This window comes from Metabacillus sp. KH_069, from assembly GCF_057838075.1.
In genome coordinates, this window is the sequence record NZ_CM174460.1 from 3,343,498 (window position 1) to 3,363,490 (window position 19,993).

Here is a 19,993-nt window from a genome sequence, read left to right on the forward strand (position 1 = left end):
GGAATCGCCTGGTTAGCTCCGACAGACAGATAAGGATCCGAAAGTAAAGGCGCTTTTTGCCAATGCTTGCGAAGCCGTTCTGGCCGAGGAGTTAGGCGGTGGAGCTAGACAGCTAGAATAGCGGAATCGCCTGGTTTTTTCTGATTCTTCAATAAGAGGCCGGTCCAGCTTTCACTGTAAAGGGCCTCTAATCTTTAAAAGAGATCAGCCGCGCTCATCGATTGGGACATACTTCTGCATGTCAGGTCCTGTATAATCTGCACGCGGGCGGATCAGACGGTTGTTCTCATATTGCTCAAGAATATGAGCGAGCCATCCGGATACACGGCTGACAGCAAAGATAGGCGTGAACAAATCATGATCGATTCCTAAGCTGTGGTACATAGATGCTGAATAAAAATCTACGTTTGGCGGAATGGATTTTTCACTTGTTACGACTTCTTCAATTTTTGTAGACATTTCAAACCATTTTGGCTCACCCGTGAGGTTCGTCAATTTTTCAGACATTTCCTTAAGATGTTTCGCTCTAGGATCACCTTGGCGGTACACACGGTGTCCAAAGCCCATAATTTTTTCTTTGCGTGCGAACTTTTCATGCAAATATGACTCAACGTTATCAACATCGCCGATTTCTTTGAGCATTTTCATAACTGCTTCATTTGCACCGCCATGAAGAGGCCCTTTAAGAGCTCCGATTGCTGCAGTCACGCCGGAATAAACATCTGATAATGTTGCTACACAAACCCGTGCTGTAAATGTAGATGCATTGAGCTCATGATCCGCATGAAGGACCAGCGCTTTGTTGAAAGCTTCAACTGCTACACTGCTCGGCTCTTCGCCAGTTAAAGTATACAGGAAGTTCGCTGCTAAACTAGCATCAGATTTTGGTTTAATAGGCTCAAGTCCTTTACGGATCCGGGCAAATGCTGAAACAATTGTCGGCAGTTTAGCCTGAAGGCGGATCGCTTTGCGGTAGTTAGCTTCCGGATCCATTACATCTGCTTCACTGTCAAACAAGCCAAGAAGAGATACAGCTGTACGCAGAGCTGCCATCGGATGTACAGATTTTAAATCGTATGATTTAAAGTGATCAACAACCTCCTGCGGTATTTCAGCATTCTCAGCAAGTTCTTTTTTAATTTCGGCAAGCTGGTCTTTCGTTGGAAGCTTTCTATGCCACAATAAATAAACGACCTCTTCGAAACTAGCATTCTCTGCTAAATCATCGATATTATACCCCGCATATGTAAGAGTATCATCAATAATAGAACTTACAGATGAAGTAGTAGCAACTACTCCTTCTAGACCCCGTGTTGTTGTCATGTAAATCTCTCCTTTGCAAAAATATCCCCATTGATCCGCTCTTCTCGTCAACAATAAAAGATAGCATTCGACAAACTGGTCTTTTTCTTTTTATTTGCCCAATCTTTCAATCGTTTAAACGACCGAGCGCTTGCTCAATACACAAGCATTTTTTAAAAAGAAAATGCTTACATTTACAGCTAATATAATAGCCACATCGAATGTTATCTTCAATTGTGACTTTAATTAATAAGAAGGCGGAATGAAACTGCCTATACCCATTATAAACAATTATCTGATTTTTGTGAACGAAAAGAATTTCCAGAACCAAAAAATTTGTCAGAAAAATGATATTTAAGAAGAATAATGAGTTTTAAAGGCGCCTTCTCACTTATTGTATCAGAATTTATTATATTAACCAAAAAATTTAACCGTTTGCATGACCAAATAGGCAATTCCCGCTCCAATCAGCGGTCCGACGGCAACTCCCCCAAATAAAGACACTGCTAAAATGGTTCCAAACACAAGAGCTGTAGTGATATGGGGATCTTCAGCAAGCAGCGTCAAACCATTTTTAGCAATAAGGGCTACTGCAATCCCGGCTCCCAAAGCAATCCATGCATAGGAGGATCTCATTGCCTCTGTCAGCTGTTTAAATCCAATATCACCGGTAGCAATCGGCACCAAAACGGCGATCGTAATAACGGTGACACCCCAATTTATCCCCTTCGCCTGGATATGAGGAAACAATTTCGTATCAAGGCCGGTCAATTTCACTGCTAGTAAAAAACCGACTGCGAACATTAATGATTGATTTTTGGCAAGAAATCCAACGATCAATAATATGATTAAGAATAGGACAGGTTGATTCATTTTCTTACTTCCTTTCAAAAGTCTTTGCCAGCACAGCGGCAGATACAGATCTCTTTTCGGCAAAGAGTCTGGGGCCTCGTGCTTGACACAAGTACCGAAATTTATAAACGATCTTAATCTATAAAAAATCTGAATGGTGAACAGGAGGGGATCATTTGAACGCTTATATTGTACAAGTTACTGTCAGAACGCTTGCAGTTGCCGGCATGATTGCCGCTGTGCTCGCCTCTGTCTATTATGTATCGGCTCTCACTTATCCGTTTATAATAGGACTCATCCTTGCGATGTTCATTAATCCGATGGTCAACCTGCTCGAAAAAAAAATGGTCCGAAGTGCTGCCGTTTTTCTATCTATCGCGTTTCTTTTTGTCATTTTCGCAGGCATTATTACTTTGCTGGTCACTGAACTAGTAACGGGAACAACGTATCTTGCATCATCCGTGCCTGAGCATTTCAAAGCACTTGTCGTTTATATTGAGACATTCATTGGGGACCGCGTGCTTCCCATCTATGAAGATGTTGCTGCTTTATTTAATACGCTTGATTCAAGTCAGCAGGCCACGATCCTTGCCAACATTCAAAATGCAGGCGAAAAAATCGGATCAAATGCAGCCGACTTCTTAAAAGGGCTGCTTGAGAATATTCCGCTGTTGATCAGCTGGCTCCCGAACGCTGCAACAGTAACGATTTTCTCCTTGCTTGCAGCTTTTTTCATCAGCAAAGACTGGTACAAATTTCAGAAGCTGCTGCGCAAATACCTTCCTATTAAAGCGAGAAAAAGCGGCAGAACGGTTGTAGATGACTTAAAAAAAGCCTTGCTTGGTTTCATTAAAGCTCAGCTGATTTTAATCAGCATCACAACAATTATCGTATTAATAGGGTTACTCTTCCTAAGGGTGGATTATGCAATTACAATTGCTTTGCTGATTGGCATTGTTGATTTGCTTCCTTATCTGGGAACAGGTCTTGTTTTTGTCCCGTGGATCATTTACTCAGCATTCAGCGGCGATCTGCCGTTTGCTATTGGTTTAGGTGTATTATACCTGATTATATTGATTCAGCGTCAAATGATGGAACCTAAGATTTTATCTTCAACGATTGGACTTGACCCTCTTGCTACGCTGATTTCGTTATTTGTAGGTTTCAAATTGATTGGGTTTCTTGGTTTAATTGTCGGGCCAGTTTCTTTAGTCATATTCAATGCCCTTCACAATGCAGGAATATTTGAAGATATTTGGACATTTATCACTGCTAAAAAATCGTAAGGGCCTACAGAAAAGCGGAAGCGCCTGTTTAGCTCCGACAGACAGATAAGGATCTGCAAGGAAAGGCGCTTTTTGCCTTTCCTTGCAGATCCGTTCTGGCCGAGGAGTTTGGCGCTGGAGCTAGACATCGAAACGCAAAATTTTATACTCTCACCAGAAAAGCGCCAAACGCCTGTTTAGCTCCTCGGCCAGTCCTCCGCTTTTCTCTGTCTCTGTATTGGCAAACAGGAAAAAACCGCTGATGCAATAAGCTCAGGCGGTTTTATCGGATAATTGTAAATCGATTTTGATCGATTATTCTGCTCATCCACTTTTGCAGCAGCGGTTTTACAAATTTTCTTGTTGCGGGGATTAATAAAACAAACCCTGTCAAATCTGTTATAAAACCTGGTGTTAAAAGAAGCAAGCCCCCAACGAGAACGCAAAGCCCGTCAATTATGGCATCACCGGGAATATTTCCAAAGCTGATTTCACGCTGAACTTTTCGGATCGCTTCCATTCCCTGCTTCTTTGCCAGCCACGCTCCAGCTATTCCAGTTGCAATGATCAGAAGGATCGTTGGAATGATTCCGATTGTTTTGCCTGAGAAAAGAAGGATGCCAATTTCACATGCTGGGATGATGATTAAAAACGGCAGTAAATATCTCATCTAATGCACCTCATTTTGTCGTATATAAAGAGTATATGGAATGCATGCAAAAAAGAGAAGGAAAAGCCCTTCTCTTTTTGTCTGTATTTACTTAAAGAACACTTGCATGTCCTTGATAGATGGCACCGCGAGATCCATCAACTGTGATTTCCTGACCATCTTTCAGGATAGAAGTTGCATTTTCCACTCCTACGATTACAGGAATTCCAAGGCTTAAGCCAACTACAGCAGCATGGCTTGTTAATCCGCCTTCTTCTGTAATTAGTGCTGATGCTTGCTCTAATGCGCCCATCATATCTCGATCTGTGCTTTGAGAAACTAAAATAGCACCCTGAGTCATTTTTGATTCAGCATCAGATGCTGAGCTTGCCACGACAACTTTTCCAAACGCTGTTTTGCGTCCGATTCCCTGTCCTTTAGCAATCACATCGCCAACAACGTGAACTTTCATTAAGTTCGTTGTGCCAGTTTCGCCGATTGGCACGCCTGCAGTAATGACAACTAAATCACCATGCTTAACAATTCCAGACTGAAGAGACTCTTGTACTGCCTGATCAAGCATTTCATCTGTTGATGCTGCTTTTTGACCATTGCGTGGGTATACGCCCCAAACAAGAGCAAGCTTACGTGAAACTGACTCACATGAAGTAACTGCCACGATCGGAGCTTTAGGACGGTATTTTGAAATCATTCTCGCCGTATGCCCGCTTTCAGTCGTTGCTACAATTGCAGCAGCTTTCAAGTTAAGTCCTGTATGCGCAACCGATTGTCCAATTGCATCCGTAATTGTCATGTCAGCCTGTTCACTGCGCTTTGCAAGAATTTGCTTGTAATCAAGAGCTTGTTCCGCACGTGAAGCAATGTTATTCATAGTTTGAACAGCTTCAACAGGGTATGATCCTGCAGCCGTCTCACCAGATAGCATGATTGCATCAGTCCCGTCAAAAATGGCGTTTGCAACGTCACTTGCTTCTGCACGTGTCGGGCGTGGATTGCGCTGCATGCTGTCAAGCATTTGTGTAGCTGTAATAACAGGTTTGCCTAAAGCGTTGCACTTTTTAATTAGGTCTTTTTGAACCAATGGCACTTCTTCAGCTGGAATTTCAACACCCAAGTCACCGCGTGCAACCATTAAACCATCTGAAACCTCAAGAATCTCGTCGATGTTATCGACACCTTCCTGGTTTTCAATTTTAGGGATGATTTGAATGTGGCCCGCATCGTGTTTTTCAAGCAATTCGCGAATTTCAAGAACATCTGCTGCACGTCGTACGAATGATGCAGCGATAAAGTCTACTCCCTGCTCGATTCCAAAAACGATATCATTTGCATCTTTCTCCGTGATTCCCGGAAGCTTAACGCTTACGCCTGGAACATTGACACCTTTTTTGTTCTTTAATGTGCCTGTGTTTAAAACCTTTGTTCTGATTTCTTTCGCCTGTTTGTTCATTTCAAGAACTTCAAGTCCGATCAGACCATCATCAAGCAAAATGATTGATCCTGCATGTACATCATCAATTAAACCTTCGTATGAGATCGAGAACTTATCAGCTGTTCCAAGTACCTCAGTCATTGACACGATCACTTCTGATCCTGCAACTAACTCGATTGCACCGTCCTGCATGGAGTGCGTGCGGATTTCAGGTCCTTTTGTATCCAAGAGGATTGCAATATCCTTATTAAGTTTTCCTGATGCCTCGCGAATGTTTTTGATGCGTGCTCCGTGCTCTTCGAAATCTCCATGAGAGAAGTTTAAACGTGAAACATTCATACCGGCTTCCATTAATTGCGTAAGCTTTTCAACACTTTCACTTGCAGGGCCGATCGTACAGACTATTTTCGTTTTTCTCATTCGTTATATTCCTCCTGTTAATAGGTATGAAAACGATACCAAACAGATATCATTTAGATTGATAATTCTTTTGAAAGCTGATACATGTTCTTATCAACTGTATGCGGTGTATCTAAAATCTCAAGGATATCATTGTTTGTTAATTTATTGCTTTGAATGCCGACTGCGCGTCCGCCTTTTCCTTCAAGCAATAATTCTACAGCATAAGCACCAAGACGGCTGGCAAGCACACGGTCAAACGCCGTAGGAGATCCTCCGCGCTGAATGTGCCCGAGTACTGATACGCGTGTTTCAAGCTTTGTAGCCTCTTCAATTTTTCTGCCGAATTCGACTCCGCTTCCTACGCCTTCTGCCACAATGATAATACTGTGTTTTTTGCCCCGGTCTGTTCCATGCTTTAACCGTGCAAGGATATCTTCCATATCATAGTCCACTTCCGGAATCAGAATCGTTTCTGCTCCGCCTGCAAGACCTGACCATAACGCAAGATCCCCAGCATGCCTTCCCATGACTTCAATCACGTATGTACGTTCATGTGATGTTGCAGTATCCCGAATTTTATCTATAGCATCAATGACTGTATTCAGTGCAGTATCAAATCCAATTGTAAAATCAGTGCCTGGAATGTCATTATCAATGGTTCCCGGAACGCCTACACATGGAAAACCATGTTCAGTCAGCTTTTTGGCTCCCATATAAGAACCATCTCCGCCGATGACAACTAAGCCTTCTATTCCATGCTTCTTTAATTGCTCGATTCCTTTTAATTGTCCCTCAACTGTTTTAAATTCAGGACAGCGTGCTGTATAGAGCTTTGTACCCCCGCGGTGGATAATATCTCCTACAGATCCAAGCTCCAGCTTTTCGATATGTCCAGCAATTAATCCAGAATAACCGTGATAAATTCCGTACACTTCTACATCATGATAGATCGCTTTACGTACAACAGCGCGTACGGCTGCGTTCATACCAGGTGAATCTCCTCCACTAGTTAATACGCCGATTTTTTTCATTTTTCTCACCCCAAAGTAGTATGTGATATTAAAATAACATGAAGAAATGGGCAACACAATAGACAAGAAACGACAAATGTCGAATTTTCACGTTACATTTAAACCTTTCTCATTATACAATAAAACCTCTTGTTTTGAGGGGTTTTCAGCGAATCTTTGAAAATTAAATAAAGTAAACGCTTCCTTTTCAATTTGTCGAATAATCTCATCAGCTCAGAGGGCATGCGTTTACCATCATTTTCTAGGTATATTCCCTTAAAAAAAGAAACGTGCTGCCTTCCTGTTCGGAGGCTACACGTTAATCTATTTTACCCCAAGTATTTCTTCTGCAAACGAAACTTGACCGATTCTTTTAAACTTTTCATAGCGATGCTGAACCAATTGAGGTCCATCAAGCTTCAATAACTCTTTCAGGGAAGCATGAATGACTTTATCAATATTTTTTGCCTGTTCAGAAACATCTCTGTGTGCGCCGCCTTTAACTTCATTGATAATTTGATCAATGACGCCAAGCTTCTTGAGATCAGGCGCTGTTATTTTCATTGTTTCCGCCGCTTTTTTCGCAAGCCCTGCATCCTTCCATAAAAGAGCAGCTGCTCCTTCAGGCGATATAACAGAGTAAGTCGAGTTCTCAAGCATGTGAATGTGGTTTCCGACTCCGAGCGCAAGCGCGCCGCCGCTGCCGCCTTCACCAATCACAATACAGATAACCGGAACAGTTAATCCAGCCATTTCAAATAAGTTTTTGGCGATTGCTTCGCTTTGGCCCCGTTCTTCTGCAGCCTTGCCGGGATAAGCTCCTTTAGTATCAATGAAGCAAATAATCGGACGGTTGAACTTTTCAGCCTGATGCATTAAGCGCAGTGCTTTGCGGTAGCCTTCCGGATGAGGCATTCCGAAGTTCCGGCGGATATTTTCTTTCGTATCCTTGCCGCGCTGATGGCCAATGACCGTTACAGGAAGTCCATCGTATTTAGCGATGCCGCCAACAATAGCTTCATCGTCGCCATAGTAGCGGTCGCCATGTATTTCAAAGAAGTTTGTGAAAAGTTTATCAATATAATCCAATGTTGTCGGACGGTTAGGATGTCTTGCAATTTGCACCCGGTCCCAAGGCTGTAAATTGGTATAAATATCTTTTTCAAGCTTTTCAAGACGACCTTCAAGCTTTACTATCTCAGCCGATAGATCTACATCGGTATTCTTTGTAAATTCTTTAAGCTCTGAGATTTTTTCCCTTAAATCTGTTACCGGTTTTTCAAACTCAAGTTCTCCTACCATGCAGATCCACCTCCTGACGTATGAAGTTCTAGGATGTTTGAAAGAGTCTCCTTCATATCCAATCGATTAATAACAGCATCGAGCTGGCCGTGTTTCAAAAGAAATTCTGCCGTCTGAAAATCCTCCGGCAGGTCTTCACGGATAGTCTGCTCAATGATTCGTCGTCCTGCAAATCCTATCAGTGCACGCGGTTCTGCAAAATTATAATCACCAAGAGAAGCAAAGCTTGCAGAAACCCCTCCTGTTGTCGGATGAGTCATGACAGAGATGATCAGACCTCCGTTATCACTGAACATTTTCAGTGCAGAGCTGGTCTTGGCCATTTGCATTAAGCTAAGAACACCTTCCTGCATCCTTGCACCGCCGGAAGCTGTAAAAATAATAAATGGCAGCTCGCGGTCATTTGCACGCTCTATCGCTCTAGTAATCTTTTCGCCGACAACTGAACCCATGCTGCCCATTCTGAAGCTTGCATCCATAATGGCAATGACCGTTTTATTGCCGTTTATCGTGCCTTCTCCGGTTACAACTGCTTCGTTTAAATTTGTTTTTTTGCGGTCCTTTTCTACTTTTTCCATATACCCGGGAAAATTAAGCGGATTTTCAGAGACCATTTCCTTATCAAACTCAGTAAATGAATGTTCATCAAATAAGCTTTTAATTCTTTCTCTGGCAGTCATGGTGTGATGATGGCCGCAATTCATGCATACACGCAGGTTTTTATTCAATTCTTTTGAATACATAATCTTTTTGCAGCTAGGACACTTTGTCATGATTCCTTCAGGCACATCATGCTTTGCCTGCTCAGAAGGAATGGATGCATATTTCTTCTTTTTTGAATTCTTTTTAGAAAATAAATCCTTTAACAAAACGTTGCCTCCTTTTCTATGAACATCATTCGGTGTCGCTAGACAGATCGCCTGATTGAATAAAATGATTCATTCCTGTCTTTTAGCCATATCTATCTACTTTACCGAATCATTTTCAATTTTTTTGTAAAAAGGTGTCATGTCCTATTCGACATTTTCTTTCTTTGTTAGAGTGTTAAAAGAATCAAAAACCTTCTTTTCATCTTTTGAAATGAGTCCATCAATTATTGTTTCATATACATTAGCTCTGCTGGTCTTCTGCTCCGGCTGGATCACCTTTAAATACTCATTCAGGACCGTCCATATCCGGAATAAAAGGTAGTTGTCCGACAGCTGCATAAACTTAGTCATAATCTCCACATGTCCCAGATTCTGATCGTGAATAGAGATGCCGATATTCTTTAATTCTTCAGCATGATTATCTTTTACAAGCAATAATTTTAACGCATTTGATTCCAGCAGACCGTTCATTTCAATCAAATCTGCGATCGCATTCTTATCCTGCAAAATAAACGTGCCTAGAATTTCAACAAGACCATGTTCGCGGAAATCCTTGATATACGTTCCTTCACCGCGTCTTGTTTCAATCATTCCGAGGAGCTCGAGTGCCCGAAGAGCTTCTCTGACAGATGATCTCCCTGCATTTAAGCGTTCAGCGAGTTCTCTTTCAGATGGAATTTTATCGCCTGCTGAAAGACCATCTTCGTGGATAATGGACCTTATTTGACGAAGTATCTCAATATATACCTTCGACTTCGGTGCAGTCACAGTACACCACTCACTTTGTCTCGATGATCGCTAACTGTTTAGTCTTTTCAGCTATTTCATTTGGATCAGCCTTTAATCTTGCCACACCAGTTTCCATCGCTGCTTTTGCCACCGCTGCAGCAACTGCAGGAGCAACACGCGCATCAAATGGAGCCGGAATAACATAGTCCGCGGATAATTCTTCTGCACTTATTAATGAAGCAATTGCTTCTACAGCCGCAATTTTCATTTGTTCGTTAATATGTGTAGCACGCACATCCAGAGCACCTCGGAAAATGCCCGGGAATGCAAGAACATTGTTGACTTGATTCGGGAAATCTGAACGTCCGGTGCCAATCACCATCGCACCTGCTTCTTTAGCTTCACTCGGCATGATTTCAGGCACTGGATTCGCCATCGCGAAAATAATTGGATCCTTTTTCATGGTTGCAATCATTTCTTTTGTCAATGCGCCCTCAACTGAAACACCGATAAATACATCGGCATCTTTGATGACATCTGCCAATGAGCCTTCAGCACGGTCACGGTTCGTAAACTTAGCTACTTCCGCTTTTACATTATTCATGCCAAACGAACGTCCTTCAAAAATTGCACCTTTTGAATCGCACATGATAATATCGCGCACGCCATAGCGGTATAGAAGCTTGATAATGGCTATCCCCGCTGCACCTGCTCCATTTGCCACCACTTTTATGTTCGACATTTGTTTGCCTGCAAGCTTCAGTGCATTCACAAGTCCTGCAACAGTCACAATGGCAGTTCCGTGCTGATCATCATGAAAAACAGGAATATTCGTTTCCTTTTTTAATCTTTCTTCAATAACAAAACAATTCGGTGCTGCAATATCTTCAAGATTGATGCCTCCGAATGTAGGCTCAAGCAATTTGACCGTCTCTACAATTTTATCCACATCTGTTGTATTCAAACAAATCGGAAATGCATCCACTCCCGCAAAGCTTTTGAAAAGGACTGCTTTGCCTTCCATTACCGGGAGTGCTGCCTCCGGTCCGATATTTCCAAGGCCAAGCACGGCAGTGCCGTCTGATACTACTGCCACCATGTTGCCTTTCATCGTATAGTCGTACACTTTATTTTTATCGTCATAAATTGCCTTACAAGGTTCAGCGACCCCTGGAGAGTAAGCTAAGCTTAAGTCTTTAGCATTTCTGACTGGCACTTTTGATTTTGATTCTAGCTTTCCTTTATGAATTAGATGCATATGTAATGCTTCTTCTCGCAATGACATCTTCTCACTCCTTAGGGTCATATTGGAGGTGGTCTGACCACTCCAGCCAATAATAAATCATATCATAATTTTAGTTATTGTAAAGACTTGTATTTTTTTGACTTCTCCGATTAAACGTTTTTAATCTTTCACTGCCACATTCTGATTGCCTAAAAGTTCTCTAAGCTCCGACAAACACCGGTCAGTTGCATCCACAAAATAGTCTCTTGGCAGCTGGACGGTTCTTTTGTCCTTCTCGTAATAAAGAAAAACAGGTGTGCTCCCGCGATGCTGCTTTAGGGTATCTTGTACAGTCTGCATTTTCCCTTCAGCCAGATGTGACTCTTCAATTTTAAGGAATAATGTTTTCGTTTTCTTCTCGAGATCTTGAATGGTTTCTGCATCTGAAATAATCAGCTGCAGCCGGTCATTGCGATTCTCAATCTTTCCGCTCAGTACTGCAACTTTCCCTTGAGAAAAGATATCCCCGGCTTTTGTATAAACAGCCGGAAAGGCTACCGCTTCAAGTTCCCCGCTCTCATCACTTAAAGCAAGAAATGCCATAACCTCGCCTTTTTTTGTCCGGATCGTGCGGATTGCTGTGATAAATACTCCGACCTTCACCTTCTGATGAAGCAATTGCCGCGCATCGCTGATTTTCACAACCCCAAAACGATTAAATAAGAACGGGTGCGCTGATGCTGGATGACTTGAAAAGTAAAATCCCAATGCTTCCTTTTCAAATTTAAGCATTTCTTCCATTTTGAATGGTTCAACTTCTATATATTTCGGCTTAATGCTGAATTCTTCCTCTTCCAAAAACAAATCATATTGATTTTCATCATCTGAAGAAAAAAGTGCCGCATGCTCGATTGCTAAATCAAGACTTGCCAGCAGCGTCGATCTTTCCATCTCAAACTCATCCATTGCTCCGGAAAAAATGAGAGATTCCATCACCTTTCGGTTGACGATTTTCATTGATACCCTCACACAAAAATCAAAAAGATCAGCAAATTCCTTTTTCTTTCTTGCCTGATAGATTTCTTTAACAGCGTTTGTTCCAACACTTTTAATTGCATTGAGACTAAATCGAATGCTTCCTTTTTCTACAGTAAAAGGATATTCGCTTCTGTTAATAGATGGCGGTAAAACAGCAACGCCATGCTGCTTTGCCTCTCTAATATATTGAGCGACTTTTTCGTCATTGCCGATCACACTAGTTAAAAGTGCCGCCATAAAATAAACAGGATAATGGGCTTTCAGATAAGCAAGCTGAAACGAAATCATGCTGTAGGCCACGGCATGGCTTCTATTAAATCCATAGTTTGCAAATTTAACAATTAAATCATAAATGCTGTTTGCAGAAGCTTCATCATAGCCGTTTTTGATGCAGCCCGATACAAAATGCTCTCTTTCCTGATCAAGCATATCCTTAATTTTTTTCCCTACTGCTCTTCTTAATAAATCAGCTTCACCCAAAGAGAACCCAGCCATTTTTGAGGCTATTTCCATGATCTGCTCCTGATACACGATTACCCCATTGGTTGTTTTTAAGATAGGCTCCAGTGCAGGATGCGGGTATTCGATTTTTTCTCTGTGATGCTTCCGGTTTATAAAGAGAGGTATGTTTTCCATTGGTCCCGGACGAAAAAGGGCATTTACAGCCACTATATCTTCAAGATCTGTTGGTTTCAGCCTTCTAAGAACGCTCCGCATTCCTTCAGACTCCAGCTGAAAAACCCCCGTTGTATCTCCTTGGCCGAGCAGTTCAAATGTCTTTTCATCTTTATAAGAAATTTTGGAGAAATCGATTTTTTTCTTCTCATTCCGTTCAATAAGACCTGTTATTCTTTCGATAAGCGTTAAGTTCCTGAGGCCTAAGAAATCCATTTTCAGCAATCCAAGGTCTTCAAGGTAATCCATCGAAAATTGAGTTAAATAGATCCCGTTATGCCCATCCTGAATGGGAATGATGTCAGTCAGCGGCTCGCTGCTGAATACTACACCGGCAGCATGTGTGGATGTATGGCGCGGCAGGCCTTCAATCTTCAGGGCCGTTTCATAAATCTTTTTATATAAATCTGATTCTGCTAGAAGATTTTGCAGATCTTTAGACTCTGAATAAGCCTGCTTTAACGTTGTTCCGGGTTTAGAAGGGATGAGCTTTGCCAGCACATCCGCCTCTTTTGCTGATGCCCCCATGACTCTTCCGACATCACGAAGCGAAGCCTTAGCTGCAAGCGTTCCGAATGTCACAATCTGGGCAACGTGCATAGAGCCGTATTTTTCTGCAACATAGGCAATCATTTCATCCCGTCTTGCATCAGGAAAATCAATGTCTATATCAGGCATATTGATGCGTTCAGGATTTAAAAAACGCTCAAATAAAAGATGATGTTCAATTGGATCTACATCTGTAATTTTCAACACATACGCTACAAGGGATCCGGCAGCAGATCCCCTCCCTGGCCCCGTCAGAATATGATGGTCGTGGGCATACTTCATGAAGTCCCAGACGATTAAGAAATAATCACTGAACTTCATTTGTTTGATAACATTCAGTTCATACTCAAGCCTTTTAAAATATGTATCTTCCGGCTCAGAAAAACGATGTTTCAATCCTTGCAGACAGAGTCTTTCCAAATACTCATCAGCTGATTGGCCGGCTGGTGCAGGGTATTTCGGAAGCTGTGTTTTTCCGAGTTCAAGAGAGACGTTGCATTCTTCAGCAATTTTCAGCGTATTCTCCAGAGCTTCAGGACAATCTTGAAAAAGTTCAGTCATCTCAGAAGAGGATTTAAAGTAATACTGATTCGAAGGCAGCGCATAATCACTGTCATCTTCCATTTTTGAGCCATTTTTAATAGAAAGCAAACAATTATGGGCAAAGGCATCCTCTTTTTCCACGTAATGAACATCATTTGCTGCTACAAGCGGCAGACCTGTTTGATGGCTTATTTTGAGGATTTCCTCAGTCATTCGAAAATCATCTTGGAGAGAATGCTTTTGAACAGATAAATAGAAGTCTCCTTCTTTAAAAAAGCTCTTATACATTTCGAGTATCTTTACTGCTTCTTCACTTTTTCCCTCTCCAATATACTTTTCAGCAAGTCCTGTTCTGCCGGGGGTAAAGGCCGCTAAACCGCTGCTGTAGGATTTCAGCCATCTGCTCTTAATTCCTTGAGGCGATTTTGTTTGCAGAACACTGCTGATTTTCAAAAGGTTCCGGTATCCATCATTATTTTTAGCGAGCAGTATAAGGGGATACCCTGCATCCTCACCGGTCTCTTCTAAAATGACCGAAGCTGTCAGTCCGATAATTGGCTTGATGCCATGTTTTTTGCATTGTTTATAAAAAGCAATCGCTCCATACATCGTATGAAAATCTGTAATAGCGAGAGCCTTGAATTGATATGATTTTGCTTTTTCGATTAACTTATCTATTCTTGCTGAGCTGTTCAGCAGACTGTAGGCACTTTGAACTTGAAGGTGAACAAATGGCAATCTATGTTCCCATCCTTTCTGGCATTCTCATAGTTTTATTATATTCCTGTTTGAAAAGTGACACAAATTGAAGCTTTCTCATCACATACTTCACTCTGTTTGTCCATATACATGTCAGTAAGGGGATGATGATAAAAATGGAGGTTAAAGAAGCTTTTATACCAGCCTTTATAAATAGTTATTTTATAGCGCTTGGAGTAATCTTGGGCGGTTCAATTATTGGCGGCGTAGGAGCATACTTAGCCGGGGAGCCTCCTCTGTCAACTATTTACAGTCTTGCAAACAGATTGAAAATTTGGGCGCTTGTTGCTGCAATCGGCGGTACATTTGATACCTTTTACAGTTTTGAAAGAGGATTTTTCGAAGGCGAAACACGGGATGTCATCAAACAGATTCTGCTGATTATTTCAGCTATGGGCGGGGCCCAGACAGGCTGGCTCCTTATTTCATGGCTGACACAGGAGCAGCCGCAATGAGAATTCCGCCTCTGTACAAAAGACCTTCCTGGCAGCGGCTTTTCGCGGGAATGGTTCTCGGCGCTGTCGTCAGCTGGTGTATCTTTCTCTACATTTACGGTGAATGGCAGGAGGAACTAATAACTAAGATTGAAGATCAGGCATATACAATCGCAGAATTAAAAAAGACAAATATAAGCTACAAAGAAGAAATTGAGACCCTCAATAAAATCAATCAGGAAAAACTGAGGGTCCAAAACATTCATGTAACTCTGGTAAACGGGGAAAGGTATCAATTCACTTCGCTTATGACTTATATGATTCAAGATCATGTTAAAGAGGATATTTCTGACGTAATTGCAAAGGATTTAGAGAGTGTCTATAAAAGCCGGAAGCTGATGAAAAAAGCGATTGAAAATAAGGTCTATAAAATTGACGACAAACAATATAAAGTGGAAATTGAGGAAATGTTCATATACACGACCCTGTTTATCGAGCTTAAAGTAGCATTTGCAAAGTAGCAGCCGGGACTTCCGAACCGAATAAATAGTTTCAAAAGGGAATCAACTAATTAAATGGAATTATTTTTTGAAATTTCAATTAATTACATCGCACTCCCTCGCATCTATGGGGTAAAATGGTAATAGCATCAGACCCAATCACCCATTTTATAGAAGGAGGGAATGTGATGTATGTATTAAATCACAAAAAGATGGCCCGTGAAAAAGCTGAACGGCTGAAAGAAGGCTTTTCCGCTTATGCAGAGTCTGCTGAACTAGCTTCATTAATTAAAAAGGAACTGCTTGCACAAGGACTAACCTTCCACGAGGATTCAACCGAATTCGGGTATTGGTTTATCCCAGTTAAATAATTGATTAAGCCTGACACACTTTTTCAAGATCTGCAAGAACCTGCTCTGCTTCTTCCCAGTTATAGATTGATGCCCCCGAAGCAAGCGGGTGCCCTCCGCCGCGATATTTCTTTGCCAACTCATTGATTATCGGTCCTTTAGATCTTAAACGCACCCGAATTTGATCGGATTCCTCTACAAAGAAGACCCATGCCCGAAGACCTTCTATATTGCCAAGCATCCCAACCAGTTGAGAAGCCTCAGAAGCACTTACTTCAAATTTTTTAAGAATCTCTTTTGTCAGAATCATCGATGCAGCACCGGAAGATGAAAGTTTAAAATTTTGAAGAACATATCCGCTAAGCTTAGCTGCATTCACTTTCGTCTTATATAACTCATCGTAAATTTCTGTGAAAGCAAAGTTGTACTCCACGAGCTCACTTGCGTACCTCAGCGTTTTTTTCGTTGTGCTTGGAAAAAGAAAACGGCCTGTATCTCCAACAATGCCTGCATAAATCAGCTGAGCCGCTTTATCAGGCAAAACAAGTCCATCTTCTTTCCCTGAAAGGTAAAATTCATAAATCATTTCACTGACAGAACTTGCTTTCGTATCTACCCACAACAGATCACCATATGGATCCTCATTTGGATGATGGTCGATTTTAATTAATTTTGCACCTGTACGGTAACGCTGGTCACAAACACGCTCCTGATTCGCTGTGTCACAGACAATTACCAGAGCGCCATCAAAATCCTTGTCTGCAACAGTGTCCATCTTATACAAAAATTCAAGAGTCGGCTCCCCAAGTCCTGCGAGCAATACTTTTTTATCAGGAAATGATGCTTTGATGATTTCAGCTAATCCGCACTGAGATCCGTAAGCATCCGGATCAGGCCGCACATGGCGATGGATAATGATCGTTTGATATTCTTTTATGGCTGACAGTATTTCACTTTTCATATGTAGTCTCCTTTGCGTACCTGCTTATAAACTAATTAAATCATAAAAACCATCGTGCAGAAAAGCGAATCTTCTCTTTTGGTTATGGCAATTCACTGCAAGAATGATTAAAATAGAGGATGTAAGTTTAATATGGAGGTTTTACTTAATGCCTGTATTCGTAATTCTGATCATCTTTGCCTTTTCCTTTTATCTCTTCTATAAAGTCAAATTCTACAGAACAAAAAAGCCTATGGAGAAGCAATGGCTCTCTGCAAAGTCAAGCATTGCCCTTGGAATTTTCGTCTTTTTCTTTGGACTCAATCAATTATTTCTTTTTCATTCAACCGTATCATTAGTCGTTGGAATCATTTTTATGATCGTCGGACTCGCAAGCAGCTGGGCAGGATATAAAGCCTATAAACATTATTTGCCGTTTGCTCTTAAGGAATCCAAGCAGGGCTGATAAGAAAAGCGCAAGCGCCCGTCTAGCGCAGGCAGACAGATAAGGATCCGACAGAAAAGGGCTTTTTGCCAATACTTTCGGATCCGTTCTGGCCGAGGAGCCTGAGCGGTTCCGCTCGCCATCGAAGCACAAAATTTTATACTTTCTTATCTTTTAAAAAAGAAAAAGGACGGATAACCGTCCTTTTTTTTTAACTTCTCTCTATTAGCTGAACCATCATCATCGCTTTCCCGACAACGACTCCATTGCTGAACACTTCTACATCTATTTTTCCGAATTTGCGTCCGACTTCCAGTATTTTCGGATGAACCTCAAGCATACTGTCCATCTGAACAGGCTTCATAAAATAAATCGTAATATTCTCAACAACAATTTCGCCTTTTTTCTGTGTGCGCAAATAGCGATTTGTTGCTTCTGTAACGACCGTTGTAAACACTCCATAAGAAATCGTTCCAAGATGATTTGTCATTTGCGGACTGACCTGAAAGCGATAAACATTCGCCTTTTTTGCATCCTCTGCAATTACAACAAACTGGTTTGTCACAATATCATCCAGCTTTTCTCCTATTTGAGGCTGCCTTTGAATCATCTGCAGCGCCTGAAGCACATCCTGACGGCTGATCATTCCCTCAAGCCGATTGTTCTGATCAACGACTGGCAGGACCTCGATGCCTTCCCAGACCATCATTTGGGCCGCAGATGCCACAGAGGTTTTGCCGATAACGGTAATTGGGTTTTTAGTCATCACTTTTTCTACAGAAACATTACGCTCATATCCCATCACATCTTTTGATGTAACCATTCCCTGAACTTTTAAATTATGATCGATAACAGGAAAACGCCCGTGCCCTGTTTTATAGTTATGCTGATACCATTCTTCAATAGGATCAGTCGTTTTCAGGCATACGGTCTTATCAAGCGATGTTAGAATATCCTCTACAAGAACAATTTCTTTTTTTATAAGCTGATCGTAAATGGCTCTGTTGATCATAGTTGCAACAGTAAAGGTGTCATAGCTCGTTGAAATAATCGGAAGCTCTGCCTCATCGGCAATTTTTTTGACATGCTCGTCCGTGTCGAAGCCGCCTGTTATCAGCACGGCAGCACCCGCTTCTATGGCAAGCTGATGAGCATTCGTCCTGTTTCCTACAATCAGCAGGTTGCCTGCGCCCGTATAACGCATCATTGCTTCTAGTTTCATTGCGCCGATGACAAATTTATTCAGTGTTTTATGAAGTCCGGCACGGCCTCCAAGTACTTGTCCATCAACAATATTTACAACCTCAGCATAAGTGAGTTTTTCGATGTTTTCTTTTTTCTTTTTTTCAATCCGTATTGTTCCCACGCGCTCTATCGTGCTAACATACCCTTTATTTTCAGCTTCTTTTATCGCACGATAAGCTGTACCTTCGCTTACACTCATATCTTTTGCAATCTGCCGGACCGAGATCTTTTCCCCGATCGGGAGGGAATCAATATGCTGCAGTATTTGTTCATGCTTTGTTGCCAAGCTTCTTCACCCTTTTTTCATCAGCCATTCTTATCTTCCAATTTCATTATAAGGGTGTGAACGCTTTATATCAACGAGCTGCTGCACGCTGCTTAGTTTTTGCCTGGTACTTGCGCACAGCTGCACGTTTTGCAGAACGTTTTTTAGGAGCATAAATCAGCCCCGTCATATTACCGCCAATCACACATAAAGCAAAGATCAGCCAAACTAGAGAAAAGAAGCTTTCCAAAGAACTGCTGCTTGAAAAATCCAGACGGGGCAATGCAAAATAGACAATGGCTCCGGCAAATAAGATATAAAGAATACGCATTATAGACCAACTCCTTTTTACAGCTTGTTTCATTTTATGCACTGGTCCTCTCATTCATGCGAAACACCGTGGATTTAAGAGAAGAAAAATTGACATAGAAAAAGCGGAGGAATAACCCCCGCCTGCGCTTTATAGTTTAATAGATTCTCCAGCTTCCATCACTTTTCCGGTATTGCTGGAGAGTCTGCTGACAAATTCTTTTGGATCCTGTTCGATGACAGGGAATGTATTGTAATGCATAGGAACAACCGTTTTTGCTTTGATCCACTTGGCAGCAATCGCAGCATCCTCAGGTCCCATTGTAAAATTATCCCCAATCGGCAAAAAGGCCAGATCAAGATCTTCAAATTCTCCCAGAAGCTTCATATCTGAGAAGAGCGCCGTATCCCCTGCATGGTAAACCGTTTTTCCTTCATTTTTAAAAAGAATCCCGGCTGGCATGCCTGTATAAACGATTTTTTGCTCCTCTTCCTCTTCATAGCTGGAACCATGAAATGCCTGAGTGAATTTCACCGTTCCAAATTCAAATTTGTGTGATCCGCCTATATGCATTGGATGGACATTTAATCCTTTCCATCCCAAATATGTAGCAAGTTCAAAAGGAGCAACAACCAGGGCATTGTTTTGTTTCGCAAGCTGAATGGTGTCTCCGACGTGGTCATTATGACCGTGTGTCAGTAATATAACATCAACTTTTAAATCTTCAACCTTCAAGTCTGTCTGGCCATTTCCATTAATAAATGGATCAATGACAATCGTATGTTTATCCGTTTGAATTTTCACAACTGAATGTCCATGGTATGAAACCTTCATTTTCTCACTCCCAATCCATTGATAATTTTATCGTACTAAAAATGACCA

Annotated in this window: 19 protein-coding genes; 5 read left to right on the forward strand and 14 right to left on the reverse strand. The window is 41.6% G+C overall.

Annotated features, from left to right (window positions below):
• Positions 1-204: 204 nt before the first annotated feature.
• Both citZ and AC3ISE_RS16885 read right to left on the reverse strand, forming a co-directional pair.
• The gene (citZ, locus tag AC3ISE_RS16880; protein ID WP_489221863.1) at positions 205-1,323 is read right to left on the reverse strand and encodes a citrate synthase; all 1,119 of its coding nucleotides are present in this window, start codon (positions 1,321-1,323) and stop codon (positions 205-207) included.
• A gap of 393 nt (positions 1,324-1,716) precedes the next feature.
• The gene (locus AC3ISE_RS16885; protein ID WP_489221864.1) at positions 1,717-2,175 is read right to left on the reverse strand and encodes a DUF441 domain-containing protein; all 459 of its coding nucleotides are present in this window, start codon (positions 2,173-2,175) and stop codon (positions 1,717-1,719) included.
• 155 nt (positions 2,176-2,330) lie between these two features.
• On the opposite strand from AC3ISE_RS16885, the gene ytvI reads away from it, so the two are divergent.
• Positions 2,331-3,440, forward strand: coding sequence for a sporulation integral membrane protein YtvI (ytvI, locus tag AC3ISE_RS16890; RefSeq protein WP_489221865.1), 1,110 nt, complete (start codon positions 2,331-2,333; stop codon positions 3,438-3,440).
• Between the two features lie 262 nt (positions 3,441-3,702).
• Here the strand turns inward: ytvI and AC3ISE_RS16895 are convergent, their stop codons facing one another.
• The 8 genes from AC3ISE_RS16895 to dnaE all read right to left on the reverse strand — a co-directional run bounded on the left by AC3ISE_RS16895 (position 3,703) and on the right by dnaE (position 14,601).
• Complete coding sequence (locus AC3ISE_RS16895) at positions 3,703-4,089, reverse strand: FxsA family protein (protein ID WP_489221866.1); 387 nt, start codon at positions 4,087-4,089, stop codon at positions 3,703-3,705.
• 91 nt (positions 4,090-4,180) lie between these two features.
• Complete coding sequence (gene pyk / locus AC3ISE_RS16900) at positions 4,181-5,941, reverse strand: pyruvate kinase (protein WP_489221867.1); 1,761 nt, start codon at positions 5,939-5,941, stop codon at positions 4,181-4,183.
• 53 nt (positions 5,942-5,994) lie between these two features.
• Positions 5,995-6,954 (reverse strand): 6-phosphofructokinase, encoded by a 960-nt coding sequence (gene pfkA, locus AC3ISE_RS16905; RefSeq protein ID WP_070877726.1) that lies wholly within the window; start codon positions 6,952-6,954, stop codon positions 5,995-5,997.
• Between the two features lie 303 nt (positions 6,955-7,257).
• A complete protein-coding gene (gene accA, locus AC3ISE_RS16910; RefSeq protein WP_489221868.1) occupies positions 7,258-8,235 on the reverse strand; it encodes an acetyl-CoA carboxylase carboxyl transferase subunit alpha in 978 nt (325 codons plus the stop codon).
• On the reverse strand, positions 8,229-9,104 hold the full coding sequence (gene accD / locus AC3ISE_RS16915) for an acetyl-CoA carboxylase, carboxyltransferase subunit beta (protein ID WP_489221869.1): 876 nt from the start codon (positions 9,102-9,104) through the stop codon (positions 8,229-8,231). The genes accA and accD overlap by 7 nt, the downstream gene beginning before the upstream one ends.
• A gap of 144 nt (positions 9,105-9,248) precedes the next feature.
• Positions 9,249-9,872, reverse strand: a complete 624-nt coding sequence (locus tag AC3ISE_RS16920; RefSeq protein WP_489221870.1) for a FadR/GntR family transcriptional regulator — start codon at positions 9,870-9,872, stop codon at positions 9,249-9,251.
• A 10-nt stretch (positions 9,873-9,882) separates the two neighbouring features.
• The gene (gene ystJ, locus AC3ISE_RS16925) at positions 9,883-11,118 is read right to left on the reverse strand and encodes an NADP-dependent malic enzyme (protein WP_070877730.1); all 1,236 of its coding nucleotides are present in this window, start codon (positions 11,116-11,118) and stop codon (positions 9,883-9,885) included.
• Between the two features lie 120 nt (positions 11,119-11,238).
• Positions 11,239-14,601 (reverse strand): DNA polymerase III subunit alpha, encoded by a 3,363-nt coding sequence (dnaE, locus tag AC3ISE_RS16930; protein ID WP_489221871.1) that lies wholly within the window; start codon positions 14,599-14,601, stop codon positions 11,239-11,241.
• 137 nt (positions 14,602-14,738) lie between these two features.
• Between dnaE and ytrH the strand changes: the two genes are divergently transcribed.
• From ytrH to AC3ISE_RS16945, 3 genes are all read left to right on the forward strand, one after another.
• Positions 14,739-15,077: a sporulation membrane protein YtrH gene (gene ytrH, locus AC3ISE_RS16935; RefSeq protein WP_070877732.1), complete on the forward strand. Its 339-nt coding sequence runs from the start codon at positions 14,739-14,741 to the stop codon at positions 15,075-15,077.
• A complete protein-coding gene (ytrI, locus tag AC3ISE_RS16940) occupies positions 15,074-15,577 on the forward strand; it encodes a sporulation membrane protein YtrI (RefSeq protein ID WP_133309870.1) in 504 nt (167 codons plus the stop codon). The genes ytrH and ytrI overlap by 4 nt, the downstream gene beginning before the upstream one ends.
• Positions 15,578-15,744: 167 nt before the next feature.
• The gene (locus AC3ISE_RS16945; protein WP_489221872.1) at positions 15,745-15,927 is read left to right on the forward strand and encodes a YtzJ family protein; all 183 of its coding nucleotides are present in this window, start codon (positions 15,745-15,747) and stop codon (positions 15,925-15,927) included.
• Positions 15,928-15,931: 4 nt separating this feature from the next.
• Here the strand turns inward: AC3ISE_RS16945 and AC3ISE_RS16950 are convergent, their stop codons facing one another.
• A complete protein-coding gene (locus AC3ISE_RS16950; protein ID WP_489221873.1) occupies positions 15,932-16,867 on the reverse strand; it encodes a DHH family phosphoesterase in 936 nt (311 codons plus the stop codon).
• Between the two features lie 148 nt (positions 16,868-17,015).
• Between AC3ISE_RS16950 and AC3ISE_RS16955 the strand changes: the two genes are divergently transcribed.
• Positions 17,016-17,312, forward strand: coding sequence for a YtpI family protein (locus AC3ISE_RS16955; RefSeq protein ID WP_070877736.1), 297 nt, complete (start codon positions 17,016-17,018; stop codon positions 17,310-17,312).
• A 190-nt stretch (positions 17,313-17,502) separates the two neighbouring features.
• On the opposite strand, the gene AC3ISE_RS16960 is transcribed toward AC3ISE_RS16955, so the two are convergent.
• The 3 genes from AC3ISE_RS16960 to AC3ISE_RS16970 form a co-directional block, all read right to left on the reverse strand.
• Positions 17,503-18,822, reverse strand: coding sequence for a DRTGG domain-containing protein (locus AC3ISE_RS16960; protein ID WP_489221874.1), 1,320 nt, complete (start codon positions 18,820-18,822; stop codon positions 17,503-17,505).
• 70 nt (positions 18,823-18,892) lie between these two features.
• Complete coding sequence (locus AC3ISE_RS16965; protein ID WP_070877738.1) at positions 18,893-19,132, reverse strand: hypothetical protein; 240 nt, start codon at positions 19,130-19,132, stop codon at positions 18,893-18,895.
• 129 nt (positions 19,133-19,261) lie between these two features.
• A complete protein-coding gene (locus AC3ISE_RS16970; protein ID WP_489221875.1) occupies positions 19,262-19,945 on the reverse strand; it encodes a metal-dependent hydrolase in 684 nt (227 codons plus the stop codon).
• Between the last annotated feature and the right edge of the window lie 48 nt (positions 19,946-19,993).